At 73.7% G+C, this 15,998-nt stretch carries 13 protein-coding genes; 4 read left to right on the forward strand and 9 right to left on the reverse strand.

Going from position 1 to position 15,998, the window contains the following annotated elements:
* Window positions 1-3: 3 nt before the first annotated feature.
* Window positions 4-1,137 carry a GNAT family N-acetyltransferase gene (locus CCE02nite_RS02665; RefSeq protein WP_141387915.1) on the reverse strand — a complete coding sequence of 378 codons (1,134 nt, stop codon included), beginning with the start codon at window positions 1,135-1,137 and terminating at the stop codon, window positions 4-6.
* Between the two features lie 194 nt (window positions 1,138-1,331).
* Here CCE02nite_RS02665 and metH point away from each other — a divergent pair, with 194 nt between their 5' ends.
* Complete coding sequence (gene metH, locus CCE02nite_RS02670; protein ID WP_141387917.1) at window positions 1,332-4,925, forward strand: methionine synthase; 3,594 nt, start codon at window positions 1,332-1,334, stop codon at window positions 4,923-4,925.
* Between the two features lie 20 nt (window positions 4,926-4,945).
* Here metH and CCE02nite_RS02675 read toward each other — a convergent pair whose 3' ends face one another.
* The 3 genes from CCE02nite_RS02675 to CCE02nite_RS02685 are packed head-to-tail and all read right to left on the reverse strand — an operon-like array spanning window position 4,946 to window position 9,635.
* Entirely contained in the window at window positions 4,946-5,950 is a 1,005-nt protein-coding gene (locus CCE02nite_RS02675) for an NAD-dependent epimerase/dehydratase family protein (protein WP_141387919.1), read from the reverse strand.
* Window positions 5,947-8,616, reverse strand: a complete 2,670-nt coding sequence (locus CCE02nite_RS02680) for an alpha/beta fold hydrolase (protein WP_255318590.1) — start codon at window positions 8,614-8,616, stop codon at window positions 5,947-5,949. Before CCE02nite_RS02680 ends, CCE02nite_RS02675 begins: the two co-directional genes overlap by 4 nt.
* Window positions 8,613-9,635 (reverse strand): 3-oxoacyl-ACP synthase III, encoded by a 1,023-nt coding sequence (locus CCE02nite_RS02685; RefSeq protein WP_141387921.1) that lies wholly within the window; start codon window positions 9,633-9,635, stop codon window positions 8,613-8,615. The genes CCE02nite_RS02680 and CCE02nite_RS02685 overlap by 4 nt, the downstream gene beginning before the upstream one ends.
* A 287-nt stretch (window positions 9,636-9,922) precedes the next feature.
* Here CCE02nite_RS02685 and CCE02nite_RS02690 point away from each other — a divergent pair, with 287 nt between their 5' ends.
* Window positions 9,923-10,570, forward strand: a complete 648-nt coding sequence (locus CCE02nite_RS02690; protein ID WP_141387923.1) for a dihydrofolate reductase family protein — start codon at window positions 9,923-9,925, stop codon at window positions 10,568-10,570.
* Window positions 10,571-10,648: 78 nt separating this feature from the next.
* Window positions 10,649-11,089: a VOC family protein gene (locus tag CCE02nite_RS02695; protein WP_141387925.1), complete on the forward strand. Its 441-nt coding sequence runs from the start codon at window positions 10,649-10,651 to the stop codon at window positions 11,087-11,089.
* Window positions 11,090-11,102: 13 nt separating this feature from the next.
* Here the strand turns inward: CCE02nite_RS02695 and CCE02nite_RS02700 are convergent, their stop codons facing one another.
* The 5 genes from CCE02nite_RS02700 to CCE02nite_RS02720 all read right to left on the reverse strand — a co-directional run bounded on the left by CCE02nite_RS02700 (window position 11,103) and on the right by CCE02nite_RS02720 (window position 15,458).
* On the reverse strand, window positions 11,103-11,471 hold the full coding sequence (locus CCE02nite_RS02700; protein ID WP_141387927.1) for a DUF2200 domain-containing protein: 369 nt from the start codon (window positions 11,469-11,471) through the stop codon (window positions 11,103-11,105).
* Window positions 11,472-11,568: 97 nt separating this feature from the next.
* Window positions 11,569-12,144 (reverse strand): DUF6580 family putative transport protein, encoded by a 576-nt coding sequence (locus CCE02nite_RS02705; RefSeq protein ID WP_141387929.1) that lies wholly within the window; start codon window positions 12,142-12,144, stop codon window positions 11,569-11,571.
* A complete protein-coding gene (locus CCE02nite_RS02710; protein ID WP_141387931.1) occupies window positions 12,141-12,617 on the reverse strand; it encodes a DUF4430 domain-containing protein in 477 nt (158 codons plus the stop codon). Before CCE02nite_RS02710 ends, CCE02nite_RS02705 begins: the two co-directional genes overlap by 4 nt.
* A gap of 64 nt (window positions 12,618-12,681) precedes the next feature.
* Window positions 12,682-13,326 (reverse strand): cation efflux transmembrane domain-containing protein, encoded by a 645-nt coding sequence (locus CCE02nite_RS02715; protein WP_141387933.1) that lies wholly within the window; start codon window positions 13,324-13,326, stop codon window positions 12,682-12,684.
* A gap of 2 nt (window positions 13,327-13,328) precedes the next feature.
* Window positions 13,329-15,458: a DNA gyrase/topoisomerase IV subunit B gene (locus CCE02nite_RS02720; protein ID WP_141387935.1), complete on the reverse strand. Its 2,130-nt coding sequence runs from the start codon at window positions 15,456-15,458 to the stop codon at window positions 13,329-13,331.
* A 197-nt stretch (window positions 15,459-15,655) separates the two neighbouring features.
* Here CCE02nite_RS02720 and CCE02nite_RS02725 point away from each other — a divergent pair, with 197 nt between their 5' ends.
* Window positions 15,656-15,868: a DUF7455 domain-containing protein gene (locus CCE02nite_RS02725; RefSeq protein WP_141387937.1), complete on the forward strand. Its 213-nt coding sequence runs from the start codon at window positions 15,656-15,658 to the stop codon at window positions 15,866-15,868.
* The last annotated feature ends 130 nt before the right edge of the window (window positions 15,869-15,998 follow it).

Below are 15,998 nucleotides of genomic sequence, written 5' to 3' on the forward strand. Positions count from 1 at the left end.
TCGTCACAGCTCGATCGAGTACATGCGCGAGCCGGTGACCTTCTCGTAGCCCAGGCTCGCGTAGAGGCCGTGCGCGCCGGACGGGTTCTCGGTGTCGACGTCGAGCGCGGCGTACTGCATGCCGTCCGCGGCGAAGGCGCGCATCCCCGCCGCGAGCGCCGCGACGGCGACGCGACGCCCCCGGTATGCGCTGCGCACGCCGAGGATCTCGGTGTAGCCGAACGTGTAGCCGCGCACGGGGAAGTCCTCGTCGTAGCGGCCGGCCATCTCGTAGCCGACGACGAGCGGCTCGCCAGCGCGGAGCGCCGCGGCGGTCTCGGGGTCCGTGGCCGGGTCGGCGAGGAGCGCGTCGACGTCGGGCGCGTCGTCCACCACGAGGAACGACCACTGCGGCGCGAACTCGCTGCGCCCGTGCGTCCACGCCTCGGCGGTGCGGGGCTCGCTCCCCCAGTGGTCGCGGAACGCGTCGTTGTGCGCGAGGCGGGTCGCCTCGTCGAGCTCGGTCGACCACGGGACGAGACGCAGCGACCCGTCGAGCGGCACCTCGGGGATCGGTGTCGAGAGGTCGCGACGCAGGTCGGAGTAGAAGCGTCGGGTCTCGAGCCCGAAGCGCGCGTAGAGCCGCGCCTTCGCCGGAGGGTCGGTGTCCTCGCCGTACGTCAGCAGGCGCGCGGGCAGCTCCTTGCCGCTCGCCGCGAGGAGCTGGCGCCCGCGCGCGATCTCCCAGGCGAACAGCTCGCGCCCGACGCCGCGCTCACGGTGGGTGGGATGGACGCCGCCCCAGAGGAACGCGCGCACGGTGTTCGCGTCGCCCGGGTTGGTGTCGACCAGGGCGTACGCGCGCAGCGTCCCGTCGGTGTCGACGCCGACGAGCGAGTCGGCCGCGAGGTCGCGCCACGGCGCGGTGAACAGCTCCTCGATCTCGCCGATCGTCTCGCGGTACGGCTCCTGGTCCGCCTCGGCGATCCCGTTGCGCAGGGCCAGCAGCGCGGGCGCGTCGGCCGGCTCGGCGGGGCGCCAGGCCAGGTCGCCCACGGTCACGGTCGGCAGGGTCGACGGCGCGGCGGCGCGCTCGGCGATCGGGGCGAGCGTCGTGGGGGCCGGGTTCTCGACCTGGTCGGTCGCGGGAGAGGACATGCCGACCACGGTAGGTGCGCCCGCGCCGTCGGGCACGCGCTTTTCCCGCCTCTCCCGGACTCCGAGCGATGCGTCCCGGCTCGAGCGATGCGTTCCTGGACGCATCGCTCGCCCCGAGACGCATCGCTCGGCAGCGGTCGGGTCCCGCTGAGACGGCATCCCACGACCGGGCGAGCTCGATCTACGCTGCGAGCATGCCGATCGTCGTACCCCAGGACCTCGCCGACGCCCGTTCCCGGGCCCTTGCCGACGCGCTGCGCACGCGCGTCGTCGTCGCCGACGGCGCGATGGGCACGATGATCCAGGAGCAGGACCCGAGCCTGGAGGACTACCAGGGGCTCGAGGGCTGCAACGAGATCCTCAACGTCTCACGGCCCGACATCATCGCGGCCGTGCACGACGCGTACCTCGAGGTCGGGGTCGACGCGATCGAGACGAACACGTTCGGCGCCAACTGGTCCAACCTCTCGGACTACGACATCGACGACCGCATCCGCGAGCTCGCCGCGGCCGGGGCACGGATCGCGCGCGAGCGCGCCGACGCGTTCGCGACCGACGAGCAGCCCCGGTGGGTGCTCGGCTCGATGGGGCCCGGGACCAAGCTGCCGAGCCTCGGCCACACGACGTACGCGCACCTGCGCGACACGTTCGCGGAGCAGGCCGCCGGACTGCTGGAGGGCGGGGTCGACGCGATCCTCGTCGAGACGAGCCAGGACCTGCTCCAGGCGAAGGCCGCGGTGACGGGGTCGCGGAACGCGATGCGCGACGTCGGGCGCGAGGTCCCCGTGATCGTCCAGGTGACGGTCGAGACCACGGGCACGATGCTCATGGGCTCCGAGATCGGGGCCGCGCTCACGACCCTCCAGGCGCTCGACGTCGACGCGATCGGCCTCAACTGCGCGACCGGCCCGGCCGAGATGAGCGAGCACCTGCGGCACCTGTCGCGGCACGCGGAGATCCCCGTGACGTGCATGCCCAACGCGGGGCTCCCCGTGCTCGGCCCGAACGGTGCGTCGTACCCGCTCACGCCCGACGAGCTCGCCGCCGCGCACACGCAGTTCGTCACCGAGTTCGGTCTGGGCCTCGTGGGCGGCTGCTGCGGCACGACGCCCGAGCACCTGCGCCGCGTCGTCGAGGCGGTGCGTGCACAACCCATCGTTGAGCGGCACCCGGAGCGGGAGAACGGCGTCGCGAGCCTGTACTCGCACACCGACCTGCACCAGGACGCGTCGTTCCTCGCGATCGGCGAGCGCACCAACGCGAACGGTTCCAAGGCGTTCCGCGAGGCGATGCTCGCGGAGAACTGGGACGAGTGCGTCGAGATCGCGCGCGCCCAGACGCGCGACGGCGCGCACCTGCTCGACGTGTGCATCGACTACGTGGGGCGCGACGGCGTCGCGGACGTGAAGCAGGTCGTCTCACGCCTCGCGAGCGCGTCGACGCTCCCGCTCGTCATCGACTCGACCGAGCCCGAGGTCATCGCGGCAGGGCTCGAGCTCGTGGGCGGGCGCGCCGTCGTGAACTCGGTGAACTTCGAGGACGGCGACGGGCCGACGTCGCGGTTCGCGCGGATCATGCCGCACGTCGTCGAGCACGGGGCGGCCGTCGTCGCGCTGACGATCGACGAGGAGGGCCAGGCGCGCACCGCGGCGGGCAAGGTGGAGATCGCGACCCGGCTCGTCGAGACGCTCACGCGCGACTGGGGCATGCGCGTGGACGACATCATCGTCGACGCCCTGACGTTCCCCATCGCCACGGGCCAGGAGGAGACGCGGCGCGACGCGATCGAGACGATCGAGGCGATCCGCGAGATCACGCGCCGCTACCCCGGCATCCACACGACACTCGGCGTCTCGAACGTGTCGTTCGGCCTCAACCCCGCGGCACGCACCGTGCTCAACTCGGTGTTCCTCCACGAGGCGGTCGAGGCCGGGCTGGACTCCGCGATCGTGCACGCGGCGAAGATCCTTCCCCTCTCGCAGATCCCCGACGAGCAGCGCGAGGCCGCGCTCGACCTCGTGTGGGACCGGCGTCGGTACGACGACGAGGGGAACCTCGTGCACGACCCGCTCGCCCGCCTGCTCGACCTGTTCGAGGGCGTGGACTCCGCGGCCCTCAAGGACGCCCGTGCCGCCGAGATGGCCGCGCTGCCCGTCGGCGAGCGCCTCGAGCGACGCATCGTCGACGGCGCGCGCAAGGGCCTGGAGGACGACCTCGACGCCGCGATGGCGTCCGGGCTGAAGCCGCTCGAGATCGTCAACGACCACCTGCTCGAGGGCATGAAGGTCGTCGGCGACCTGTTCGGGCGCGGCGAGATGCAGCTCCCGTTCGTGCTGCAGTCCGCGGAGGCCATGAAGACGGCGGTCGCGTACCTCGAGCCGCACATGGAGAAGGTCGAGGGCGAGTCCGGGTCGAAGGGCACGATCGTGCTCGCGACCGTGCGCGGCGACGTGCACGACATCGGCAAGAACCTCGTCGACATCATCCTCACGAACAACGGCTACACGGTCGTCAACATCGGCATCAAGCAGCCGATCACCGCCATGATCGAGGCGGCCGAGCAGCACGACGCCGACGTCATCGGGATGTCGGGGCTGCTCGTGAAGTCGACGGTCGTCATGAAGGAGAACCTCGCGGAGCTCGCCTCGCGCGGGTTGGGCGAGCGCTGGCCGGTGCTGCTCGGGGGCGCGGCGCTCACGCGCACGTACGTCGAGGACGACCTCGCGGGCCAGTTCCCCGGCGTGGTCCGGTACGCGCGCGACGCGTTCGAGGGGCTTCGGCTCATGGAGCCGCTCGTGCGCGTCGCACGCGGCGAGTCGCCCGACGCGGTCGGGCTGCCCGCCCTGAAGAAGCGCCGCCACGCGGTGGTCACCGTGACCGAGACGCCGGTCGAGGACCTGCCCGCGCGGTCCGACGTCGCGGCGGACAACCCCGTGCCCGATCCCCCGTTCTGGGGGACGCGGCTCGTGAAGGGCGTGCGCCTCGCCGACTACGCGGCGTTCCTCGACGAGCGCGCGACGTTCATGGGGCAGTGGGGGCTCAAGCCGGGGCGTGGCGACGACGGTGCGTCGTACGAGGAGCTGGTCGAGACCGAGGGCCGCCCGCGGCTCAACGAGTGGCTCGACCGCATCCGGACCGAGGGCATGGTCGACCCGTCGGTCGTGTACGGGTACTTCCCGGTGTGGTCGGAGGGCGACGACGTCGTCGTCGCGCACCACGGCGCCGGGCTCGCAGGGCTGGGGGCGCCCGACGGCGGGTCAGGCGGCGAGCCGGGGACCGAGCGGCTGCGCTTCACGTTCCCGCGCCAGCGCCGAGACCGGCACCTGTGCCTCGCCGACTTCGTCAAGCCGCGGTCGTGGGTCGAGGAGACCGGCCGCTACGACGTGCTGCCCGTGCAGCTCGTCACCATGGGCGCGAGCGTCGACCAGCACACCGCGAAGCTCTTCGCCGGGAACCACTACCGCGAGTACATGGAGCTCCACGGCCTGTCCGTGCAGCTCACCGAGGCGCTGGCGGAGATGTGGCACTCGCGTGTGCGCGCCGAGCTCGGGTTCGCCGACGAGGACCCCACCGAGGTCGAGGGCATGTTCAAGCTGGAGTACCGCGGCGCCCGGTTCTCGCTCGGCTACCCCGCCTGCCCGGACATGGAGGACCGCACCAAGGTCGTCGAGCTCCTGCGCCCCGAGCGCGTGGGCGTCGAGCTCTCCGCGGAGCTCCAGCTCCACCCGGAGCAGTCGACCGACGCGTTCGTGTTCCATCACCCCGAGGCCAAGTACTTCAGCGTCTGACGCCGGCGACCGGACCGCCGTCAGACGGCCGTGCCGCCGTAGTGCGCGGCCAGGCGCCGCAGCCCCTCGTCGACGCTCACGGCGGGGCGCCAGTGAAGGTCGCGGCGTGTGGCCCGCTGGTCGAACCAGTGCGCGGTCGACAGCTGCTCGGCCAGGAAGCGCGTCATCGGTGGCTCGTCGGCGCCCGGGCGCACACGCCAGACGGCCTCGACCAGGCTGCCCATTGCCCGTGCGACCCCGGCCGGGACGCGCCACCGCGGTGGCTCGACGCCGCCCGCCCGGCAGATACCCGTGAGCAGGTCGGCGACGGTGCGCGGCTCGCCGTTGGTCAGCACGTACGCGCGGCCGTGCACGTCGTGGGCGCGGTCGAGCGCGGCGAGGATGCCGTCCGCGGCGTTGTCCACGTAGAGCGTGTCGATGAGCGCCGCGCCGTGCCCCAGCAGGGGCAGGCGCCCGTCCGCCGCCCGTTCGAGCACCCGCTCGACGAGCTGGGTGTCGCCCGGCCCCCACACGAGGTGCGGACGCACGGCGACGACGCTCGGTCCGGTCTCGCCGGACCCGTCCGGCCGCCGACGGCGGTCGCGGCCCAGGGCGAGCAGCTCGCCCGCCGCCTTGGTGCGCGCGTAGTCGCCGCGCGCGTGCCGGGGGTCGGCCGGCGTCGTGCCCGCCCCCACCAGGGACGAGCCCAGGTGCGCCACGGACGGCGAGGACACCTGCACGAACCGCTCGACCCCGGCGCGCTCGGCCGCGTCGAGGAGCACGCGCGTGCCCTTCACGTTCACGGCGTGGAACTCCGCGGGCTCGCCCGCGAGCGAGACCTTGGCCGCGAGGTGCACGACCGCGTCGACGCCCTCGACGGAGCGTGCGACGGCCGCCGGGTCGGTCACGGACCCCCGGACGTCCTCGGCGCCCGGCACGCCGGAGGCGCGACGCTGGAGCGTGCGGACCTCGTCGCCGCGTGCGACGAGCGCACGGGCGACGGCGCCTCCGAGCAGCCCCGACGCCCCGGTCACGAGCACGGTCACGGCTGCCCCACCCGCCCGCCGGCGAGGATGCCGTCCGCCCAGGCCGCAAGGCGCGCCCGGTCGATCTTGGAGTTGTGTCGCACGTCGGTGGGCATGCGCGGCACCACGAGAACGGCCGCGAGCGCCACGGGTGACACGGCGCGCACGGCGGCGGTCAGCGCCTCGGGCGCCAGCCCGGGGCGCAAGACGCCGGGCACGGTCTCGACCACCACGACCGCCTGCTGCAGGCCCGCAGGCCCGACGCCGACGACGGCGGCCCGCCGCACCTGCGCGACCCGCTCCACGTGCTGCTCCGGCCCCACGGGCGCCAGCGGGCCGTCGGCGGTGCGGAGCACGTGCGCGAGCCGCCCCTCGATCCACAGGCGGCCCTGCGCGTCGAGGTGCCCGACGTCGCCGGTGCGGTGCCAGTGCCCGGGCGGGGTGCCGCGCTCGGCGGCCTGGTCGGTGAGCCACAGGCGGTCGTAGCGCTCCTTGAGGTGCCCGGCCCGCACGAGGACCTCGCCGAGCACGCCGGGCGCGTCCGACGGCACGCCGGTCGCGGCGCCGTCGTCGTCGAGCGCGCTGACGAGCACGTCCGCCCCGGGCACGGGGCGGCCCACGCACACGCCCGCGTCGGGGGCCGCGGCGGCGTCGCGGATGCCGTCGAGCGTGACGTCCGTGACCAGCAGGCACTCCGTCATCCCGTACGGGGTGTGCGCGGTGGCGGCGGGCATGAGCTCGGCGGCCGAACCGAGCAGCTCGGGCGAGATCGGCGCGCCCGTGGAGAGGAACGTGCGCACGCGCGCGAGGGCGGTGCGGTCGGCGGCGTCGAGCGCGTCGGCGGTCGCGACCACGTTGAGGATCGCGGCGGGTGAGAGGAAGACGATGCGCGCGTCCGACGCGCGCACGGCGTCGGCGACGGCCCGGGCGGTGAGCGTGCGCGGCGAGGAGACGTCCATGCGCGGCGTCACCGACCGGGTGCCGAGCGCGGGCCCGAGCAGCGCGAACGGGGCGAAGCCCGTGACGAGTCCGGTGTCGGGGCCGACGTCGAAGTGCTCGGCGAGCGTGTCCCGCAAGGCGGAGAGGCGGGCGTGCGAGTACACGACGCCCTTGGCCGGGCCCGTGGACCCGGACGTGAACAGCACGGCGGCCTCGTCGTCGGGGCCGGGCTCGGGCGGCAGCGCGGTGCCCGCCCCGGCGCGCGCGACGTCGACGAGCTCGTGCGTCACGCCCAGCGCCCGCCGGACCACGGGCGCGAGCGGGTCGGCCGAGATCCGCACGCCGGGCCAGCCGAGGGCGCGTGCCGCGGCCAACCCCTTGGTCTGCGCGACGACGAACCGCGGCCACGCCCCGCGCTGGGCGCGGGTGAGCCCGCGCACCCCCAGCCCGGCGTCGGCGACCACCACGACGGCCCCGATCCGCAGGCACGCGTAGACCAGCGCGGTCAGCGTGGGCCCCGGTTGGACCAGCAGCGACACCCGGTCGCCCCGGCGCACCCCGATCGCGTGCAGCCCCGCGGCCACCCGCCGCACCTGCCGGTCCAGCGCCCGCCAGCTCACGACCCGGGCCGACCCGTCGGCATCGGTCGACGCCATGTCCAGCACCGCGGGCGCGTCCTCCCCCGCCCGCGCGTCGAGCCCCGCCCACAACGGCACGAACGACGGACGATCGCCGTGCGAGGCGGAGGACTCAGCGCGACCTCCGGCACCGGCCCTGGGCAGCACCTCCCCCTCGAGCCAGCCGAGGACGGCGGGCGTCCAGTCCGCGTCCTCGGCGACGAGATGGCCGGCGTCCGCGTACCGGTGCACGCGCGCGTGCGGCAGCCGGCGCACGAGGTCGTCGAGGTAGCGGTCGGAGAACACCGAGTCGTGCGGTCCCCAGAGCAGCACGGCGGGCACGCGGAGCCGCGTGACGCCAGCGGCGATGCGGTCGAGCTCGGGCGCGCTGGGGTGCGCGGCGTCCACAGGGATGTCGGCGACGAAGCCCTCGATCCCGTCGCGGTCGGGCGCGGTGCGGTAGGGCAGCCGGTAGGCGCTGGCGACCTCGGCGGGCAGGCGCGGGCGCGCCAGGGCGAGCGTCGTGTCGAGGAAGGCGGGCGTCGTGCGGGTCCCGAGCCGGTGCACGGGCCCGGCGAGCGCGAGGCGCAGCGGCGCGGGCACCGCGGCGCCGTCGGGCTGGTGCACGGCCGTGTTGAGCAGCGCGACGCCGGCGAGCAGGTCGGGGTGGTCGACGGCCCAGCCGAGGGAGACGACGCCGCCCCAGTCGTGGCCGAGGGTGACGACGGGCCCGGCCAGGCCGAGGGCATCGGTGAAGGCGCCCAGGTCGGAGACGCGGCGGGCGAGCGGGCGGTGCTCGCCCGTGCGGGCGGAGAACCCCATCTCGAGCTGGTCGACGGCGACGACACGCCACGCCGCACCGCCGCCCCGGGCGGCGGCGACGGAGTCGGTCACGAGCCGCCGCCACAGGTAGGCCCACGTCGGGTTGCCGTGCACGGCGAGCACCGTGCCGACGGGCGCGAGCCCGTGCCGCTCGAGCTCAGGACCCGTGTCGAGGTAGTGCCAGGTCGCGCCCCGGGCGTCGCGCAGCACGTGGCTGTACCGCGGGTCCAGGCCCGGCAGCCCGTGCGGGACGGTGCCGGCGGGCCGCAGGAGGGGATCGGTCGCGGGCGTGCGGGCGGGCCCGCTCACCAGGCCAGCTCCAGCATCGCCGTGTTGATGCCCGAGCCCACGCCCATGAGCAGCACGCGGTCGCCGGCCCTGAGCGTGTCCTGCTCCTCGACGAGCGTGATCGGCACGGACGCCGGCCCCACGTTGCCGAGCCGGTCGTAGGTGACGGGCACGCGCGAAGGGTTCAGGCCCACCGCCTCGACGATCGCGTCGGTGTGCACGCGCGAGACCTGGTGCGTGACGTACCGGTCCATGGACGCCCAGTCCCAGTCGGCGACGGCGTCCTTCCAGGCGTCCACGACGAGCTCGAGGCCGCCCTCGAGCAGCGCCTTGGCGTCGGTGAACATGCCCTCGGTGCTACCCACGCACAGATCGTGGAACCGCGTGGCGGCGCGAGTGACGCCGCCGAGCACGCGGTGGGCGCGCGGGTGCTCGTCGGCGCGGCCCAGCACGGCGGCGGCCGAACCGGAGCCGAGCGTGAGCGAGGCGAACTCCTGCATGAAGTCGTCGCGGTCCCGGTCCTCGCGCAGCAGCCGCCCTATCGTGCGGTCGTGGATGACGTCGGCGTCCTCGCCGTCGACGACGACCGCGTAGCGGATCTGGCCGGACTCGATCATGCCCGCGGCGAGGCTCATGCCGTTGATGAACCCGAGGCATGCGTTGGCGACGTCGAAGTTCGTGGCGGACGACGGCAGGTCGAGACCGTGGTGCAGCCGCACCGCGACCGACGGCTCGAGGTGCTTGCGCGTGACCGACGTGTTGATCAGGAGCCCGACGTCGCTCGGGTCCACCCCTGCGGCGCGCAACGCCTCCTGCCCCGCGGCGACCGTGGCGGCGTCGACGTCCTCCCGGGCGGTCCAGGCGCGCCGCTCGTGCACGCCCGCCACGCGTTGCAGCAGCGTCGACGGGAGGCGCAACCGCCGCAGCGCCGGAGCGAGACGCTCCTGCACCTCGGCAGACGTCCGCACGCCGGCGGGAAGCCGACTGGTGACGGACAGCAGCGCGACGTTGGTGAACCTGGCAGTGGCGTTACCTGACACACGAGCTCCAGACGGCCGGACGCACCAGCGCCCGGCTCAGCGACGAGACGGCCGGGGCGCGTGACCGCCCGTGCGGCCGTGCGACCGCGCCGGGCAGTGAAACGGCTGGTGCCGTCCGCTCCCGCGTCCTTGAGCGTAGGACGCCCGGCGGATGCCCGCCGTTCCAACCGGGCGCTGTGGGGTGCGCCACGTCGGCGCAGCCGTCGCCTGCTCTCCTGCTCGATGACTTCCGCGGTGCCCCGCGGTCTACCCCTGGACCGAGACGGCGAGCCGACCTGGAGACGACCATGGGATCCATCGAGATCGAGCTGTTCACGACCCTCGACCTCGTCGGGCAGGCGCCCGGCGGGCCGGAGGAGGACCCGGAGGGCGGGTTCGCGTTCGGCGGCTGGCAGGCGCCGCTGCTCGACGACGTCGCTGGCGCGCAGATCGCCGCGGCGTACGAGGGCACGGACGCGCTGCTGCTCGGGCGCCGCACGTACGACATCTTCGCGTCGTACTGGCCGTTCCAGGAGGGCGGGCAGGACGACGACTTCGCCGTCCTGTTCAACCGCATCCCCAAGTACGTCGCGTCGCGCGGCGCGCCCGACCTGCCGTGGGCCGGGTCGACGCTGCTCGGCCCGGACCTGCCCGCGGCGGTGCGCGAGGTGCGCGACCGGCACGAGCGCGTCAAGGTCGTCGGCAGCCTCGACCTGGTGCAGACGCTGCTGCACGAGAGGCTGTTCGACCGCCTCGACCTGTGGGTGCACCCCATCGTGCTCGGCACGGGAAAGACCGTGTTCGACGGCGGCGCCGTCCCCACCAACCTCACGCTCCTCGAGCCGCCCGCGCCGAGCCCCACGGGCACCGTCCTGCTGCGCTACGGTCTCGCGGACGGGACGCCAGGGACGGGCGACATGAGCGAGCCGGGTCGCGGCGTCGGGCAGGACGCCTGACCCGGGACCGGACCACCCGGCACGGGAGCTCGCGAGCGCCCGGGCACCTCACCGGCACCAGACCTTCAGGAGGCACCCATGGCGCTCCAGCGCCTCGACAACGTGGCCGTCGTGGTCGACGACCTCGACGCGGCCGTCGCGTTCTTCGCCGAGCTCGGGATGGAGCTCGAGGACCGGATGACGATCGAGGGGCGGTGGGCGGAGCGCGTCGTCGGGCTCGAGGGGCTGCGGTCGGAGATCGCGATGATGCGCGTCCCCGACGGGAACGGGCGCCTCGAGCTCACGCGGTATCACGCGCCCACACCGCTCGACCTCGGCCTGGGCACGGCACCGCCCAACGTGCTGGGCCTGCACCGGGTGATGTTCGCCGTCGACGACATCGACGACACGGTGCGGCGCCTCGGGCCTCACGGTGGCGAGGTGATGGGAGAGATCGTCGAGTTCGAGGGCGTCTACCGGCTCTGCTACCTCCGCGGACCGGGCGGCGTCATCGTGGGGATCGCGGAGCAGCTCGGCTGAGACCCTGCCGGCGCTACGAGGCGGCCGCCGTCTCGCCACGCAGGATCGACGTCATCTTCTTGCCTCGCGCGACCTCGTCGACGAGCTTGTCGAGGTAGCGGACCTTCTGCATGAGCGGGTCCTCGATGTCCTCGACGCGGACGCCACAGATCACCCCGGTGATGAGCGAGGCGTTCGGGTTCCAGGCGGGCGCCCGGTCGAAGAACTCCTCGAGCGTGATCTCGTCCGCGACCGCCCGCGCCAGGCCGGCGTCGTCGTAGCCGGTGAGCCAGCCGATGACCTGGTCGAGCTCGTCCGTCGTGCGCCCCTTGCGCTCCACCTTGGTCACGTAGAGCGGGTAGATGCTCGCGAAGCTCATCCCGAAGATCCGGTGTCCCGCCATGGGTGCCCTCCTCCTGCACGGCCGAGCCCGCAGCCAGCCGAGCCCGTCGCCAGCCGGACCGTGCGGCCGTCCGGCACGAGCTACGCTACCGCGCGGGTCAGGCGGGTCGGGCCGCGACCATCCCGTGCGACGCCTCGAGCCGGTCCACGAGCAGCGTGCCCACCGCGACGAGCGGTACGAGCACGAGATTGCCCAGCAGCATGGTGCGCAGGAACGGGAGCCCGGCGACGTAGCTCGCGACGAGACCGTCGACGCCGGCCGGGTACCAGACGCCGCGGCCCTGGAGCCAGACGCCGAGGTTGGTCCACGCGAAGAACCACAGCGAGCCCGCGACCCCGAACGCCGCGCCCGCCCCGACGCGGCGCCAGCCGGTCGTGTTCCGTGCGAGCAGCGAGCCCAGCCCGACGACGAGCCACGCGCTCCACGTGAACAGCGCGATCGCGGTGTTGCCGAGCACGACGTCGGACACGACGGTCACCGCGAGCGGCACGACGAACGCCCACCGCGAGCGCAGCAGGATCGTCGCGGCGAACGTGGCGGCGGTGACAAGCTCGAGGTTGGGCGGAGCGCCGAGGTCGGCGCGGACGAGGCGCCACACCACGGCGAGCGCCGCGAGCGCCACGACGAGCGCCGGGCGCCACCAGCGCAGCGCCGTGCTCTCCGAGCGCGTCACGAGGTGAAGGTCTCGAGCTTCCACGTGATCTCGTCCCCGTCCTCCGTCTCGAGGGATCCTGCTCCCACGGTAGCCATCTCGCCGTTGACGTACAGCGCCCAGAACTCGCTGTCCGGGTCGGCGGCGACGCCGTCGATCGCCGTGACGAACGCGTTCTCGCCCTCGCCGGTCACCTGGGCGGACGGGTCTGCCTCGAGCAGCAGGTCGAGCGCGGTCGTGCCGGCGCGGCCCTCGTAGGAGAACTCCGGGGCGTCGTCGGTGTCGCCGGACTCGTCGTCGGGCGCCTCGTCCGTCGCGTCGTCCGTCGCGTCGTCGGCAGGCGCGCTCGTCTCCTCGCTCGCGGTCGACGTCGTGGCGTCGGTCGCGGGCTCGTCGGTGGACGAGCACCCGGCGAGCAGGCCCGCGGTGAGCAGGACGGCGGTCAGGGCGGTGAGCGGGCGCGCGGACGTGGCGCGGAGCGTTCGGAGGGTCACGTCGCCAGCGTACGGAGCGCTGCCCGGCTCGCGCCGGGTCGCCCGCCTGTCGGACGACGGCACCTCACCCGATCTCCTCGCCCGCGACGGCCTTGACCGCCAGGCGCTCCTCCTCGCTGACCTCCCACACCTCGTACGCGGAGTGGCCCGCGAGGAGGATGATCCCGCACCCCAGCACGAGGTCCGGCCAGCCGGACCCGGTCCACGCGGTCACGAGCCCCATCGCGATGACGGCGACGTTGACGAGGACGTCGTTGCGGGCCGACAGGAACGCGGCCCGGCTCAGCGACCCGCCGTGGTGGCGGACCCGGACGAGGAGCCATGCGCACGCCCCGTTGACCACGACCGCGCCGAGCGAGGCGAGGACGATCGGCAGCACCTCGGGTGCGGGCGGGTCGCCGAGCCGGCGCACGACCTCCCAGGCGGCGTACAGCGCGGGCACGAGGATGAGCAGGGCCAGTGCCTTGCCCAGGAGCGCGCGCCGCGCGAGGGGGAAGCCCAGCGCGACGGCGATGAGCAGGTTGATCGCCGTGTCCTCGAGGAAGTCGACGCTGTCGGCGAGCAGCGACACCGACCCCGCCGCCAGCGCGACGGACAGCTCGACGACGAAGTACGCCAGGTTGAGCGCTGCGACGACCAGGACGACGCGACGCAGACGACGCGCGACGTCGGCCTCGTCGGGCCGGCGCGCGTCCTGGCCGTTGGTCACCGTCAGACGTCGATGCGCGCGTGGTCCAGCTCGGCGGCGCCTGCGACGATGAACTCCTTGCGCGGCGCGACGTCGCTGCCCATGAGCAGCTCGAACACGCGCTCCGCCGCCTCGGCGTGCTCGGCCGTGACGCGGCGCAGCGTGCGGTGACGCGGGTCCATCGTCGTCTCGGCGAGCTGGTCCGCGTCCATCTCCCCCAGGCCCTTGTAGCGCTGGATGTCGTCCTTGTAGCGGCGCCCGGCCCTGTCGAGCTTCTTGAGCGTCGCGACGAGCTCGGCCTCGGAGTACGTGTAGATGTACTCGTTCTTGCGGCGTCCGGCGCCGATGACCTCGATCCGGTGCAGCGGCGGCACGGCCGCGAACACGCGCCCCGCCTCGACGAGCGGCTTCATGTACCGGTAGAAGAGCGTGAGCAGCAGGGTGCGGATGTGGGCGCCGTCGACGTCGGCGTCCGTCATGAGCACGATCTTGCCGTAGCGCGCGGCCTCGAGGTCGAACGACCGCCCGGACCCGGCGCCGAGCACCTGGATGATCGCCGTGCACTCGGCGTTGCGGAGCATGTCGCTCACGGAGGCCTTCTGCACGTTGAGGATCTTGCCGCGGATGGGCAGGAGCGCCTGGAAGTCGGAGCTGCGCGCGAGGCGCGCGGTGCCGAGCGCGCTGTCGCCCTCGACGATGAACAGCTCGCTGCGCTCGACGTCGTCGCTGCGGCAGTCGACGAGCTTGGCCGGCAGGGACGACGTCTCGAGCGCGTTCTTGCGGCGCGAGATCTCCTTCTGCTTGCGCGCGGTGATGCGCGCCCGCATCTCCGCCACGACCTTGTCGAGCAGCAGCGCGGCCTGCGTCTTCTCGTCGCGCTTGGTCGACGTGAGGAGCGCGTTGAGCTCCTTCTCCACGACGCGCGACACGATGCCGCGCACGGGCGCCGTGCCGAGGACCTCCTTCGTCTGGCCCTCGAACTGCGGCTCGGCGAGGCGGACGGTGACGACGGCGGTCAGCCCGGCGAGGACGTCGTCCTTCTCGATGCGCTCGGACGCGTCCTTGGTGGAGACCTTGAGGCGGCGCGCGTTCGTCTCGACCGACTTGCGCAGCACCTTGAGCAGTCCCTGCTCGAACCCGCCGAGGTGAGAGCCGCCCTTGGGTGTGGCGATGATGTTGACGAAGCTGCGGACCTCGGTCTCGTACCCCGTGCCCCAGCGCAGCGCGACATCGACCTCGCAGTCGCGCTGCACGGCCTGCGGCGTCATGTGACCGCGGTCGTCGAGCACCGGGACGGTCTCCGTGAACGAGCCCGAGCCCGTGAGGTGCCACGTCGCGGTGACGGGCGTGTCCGGCGCGAGGAAGTCGACGAAGTCGACCGACCCGCCGGTGTGCACGAACGTCTCCTCGTGCGGCCCGGACTCCCCCGGCGTGCCGGGGACGCCGCGCTCGTCGCGCACGGTGATCTCGAGGCCGGGGACGAGGAACGTCGTCTGGCGCACGCGGGTGACGAGCTCGTCGTAGGAGAAGACGGCGGTCTTGAGGAAGATCTGACGGTCCGCCCAGTAGCGCACGCGCGTGCCGGTGACGCCGCGCTTCGTCTTCCCGACGACCGCGAGCTCGGAACCCGAGACGAACGGCTCGAACGGGGCGTCCGGCGTCGGGCCCGCCTTCGGGTCCGTGAAGATGCCGGGCTCGCCGCGGTGGAACGTCATGCGGTGCGTCTTGCCGCCGCGGTCCACCTCGACGTCCAGACGCGACGAGAGCGCGTTCACGACGGAGGCCCCGACGCCGTGGAGACCGCCCGACGCGGTGTACGAGCCACCGCCGAACTTGCCGCCCGCGTGCAGCTTGGTGAAGACGACCTCGACGCCGGACAGGCCGGTCTTGGGCTCGATGTCGACGGGGATGCCACGACCGTCGTCCTCGACCGTCACGGACGAGTCGGCGTGCAGCACGACGAGGATCTTGGAGCAGTTCCCGGCGAGCGCCTCGTCGACGGAGTTGTCGATGATCTCCCACAGGCAGTGCATGAGGCCGCGCGAGTCGGTGGTCCCGATGTACATGCCGGGGCGCTTGCGCACGGCCTCGAGACCCTCGAGCACGGACAGGTGCCGAGCGGTGTAGCTGGACTCAGCGGAGGTGGTCGTCACGGCGGCAAGCCTAGACGAGCGCACCCACACCCTTGCGCTCCCCCGCCGCGGGCCCGCGGCTGCGGCCACGGCGCGGCTCCGCTCGGGAGGCGTCACGGACCCGGCGCGGGCCGTGCACGGACCCGAGGCGCTTCGCGGGTAGCGAACCGGGCCCCCGTGGGGGACGAATCCTCAGGGGCGGATGGTTTGATGTTCATGTGACTGCTACGACGACCACCACCGAACCGCTGACCGCGGCCGACCGCTGCGACCGCTGCGGGGCCCAGGCGTACGTCCGCGTGGTCCTGCCGAGCGGTGAGCTGCTGTTCTGCGGCCACCACGCGCGGGCGCACGCCGAGGCCTACACCGACCTCGCGACGTCCATCCAGGACGAGACCGACAAGCTGCTCGCGGAGCACGGCGCGCGCTGACGCGCCGCTCGCACCGCAGGGCCCCGGCCGCCTCGCCGCGAGCGGGGTCCGTCAGGGGCCACGAGGACCGGCTCCACCGCCCGGTCCGGCGGCCGACAGCCGACGACGACACGACGAAGGCCCCGAGGAG

This window comes from Cellulosimicrobium cellulans, assembly GCF_006539945.1.
Taxonomy (GTDB): Bacteria; Actinomycetota; Actinomycetes; order Actinomycetales; family Cellulomonadaceae; genus Cellulosimicrobium; species Cellulosimicrobium cellulans.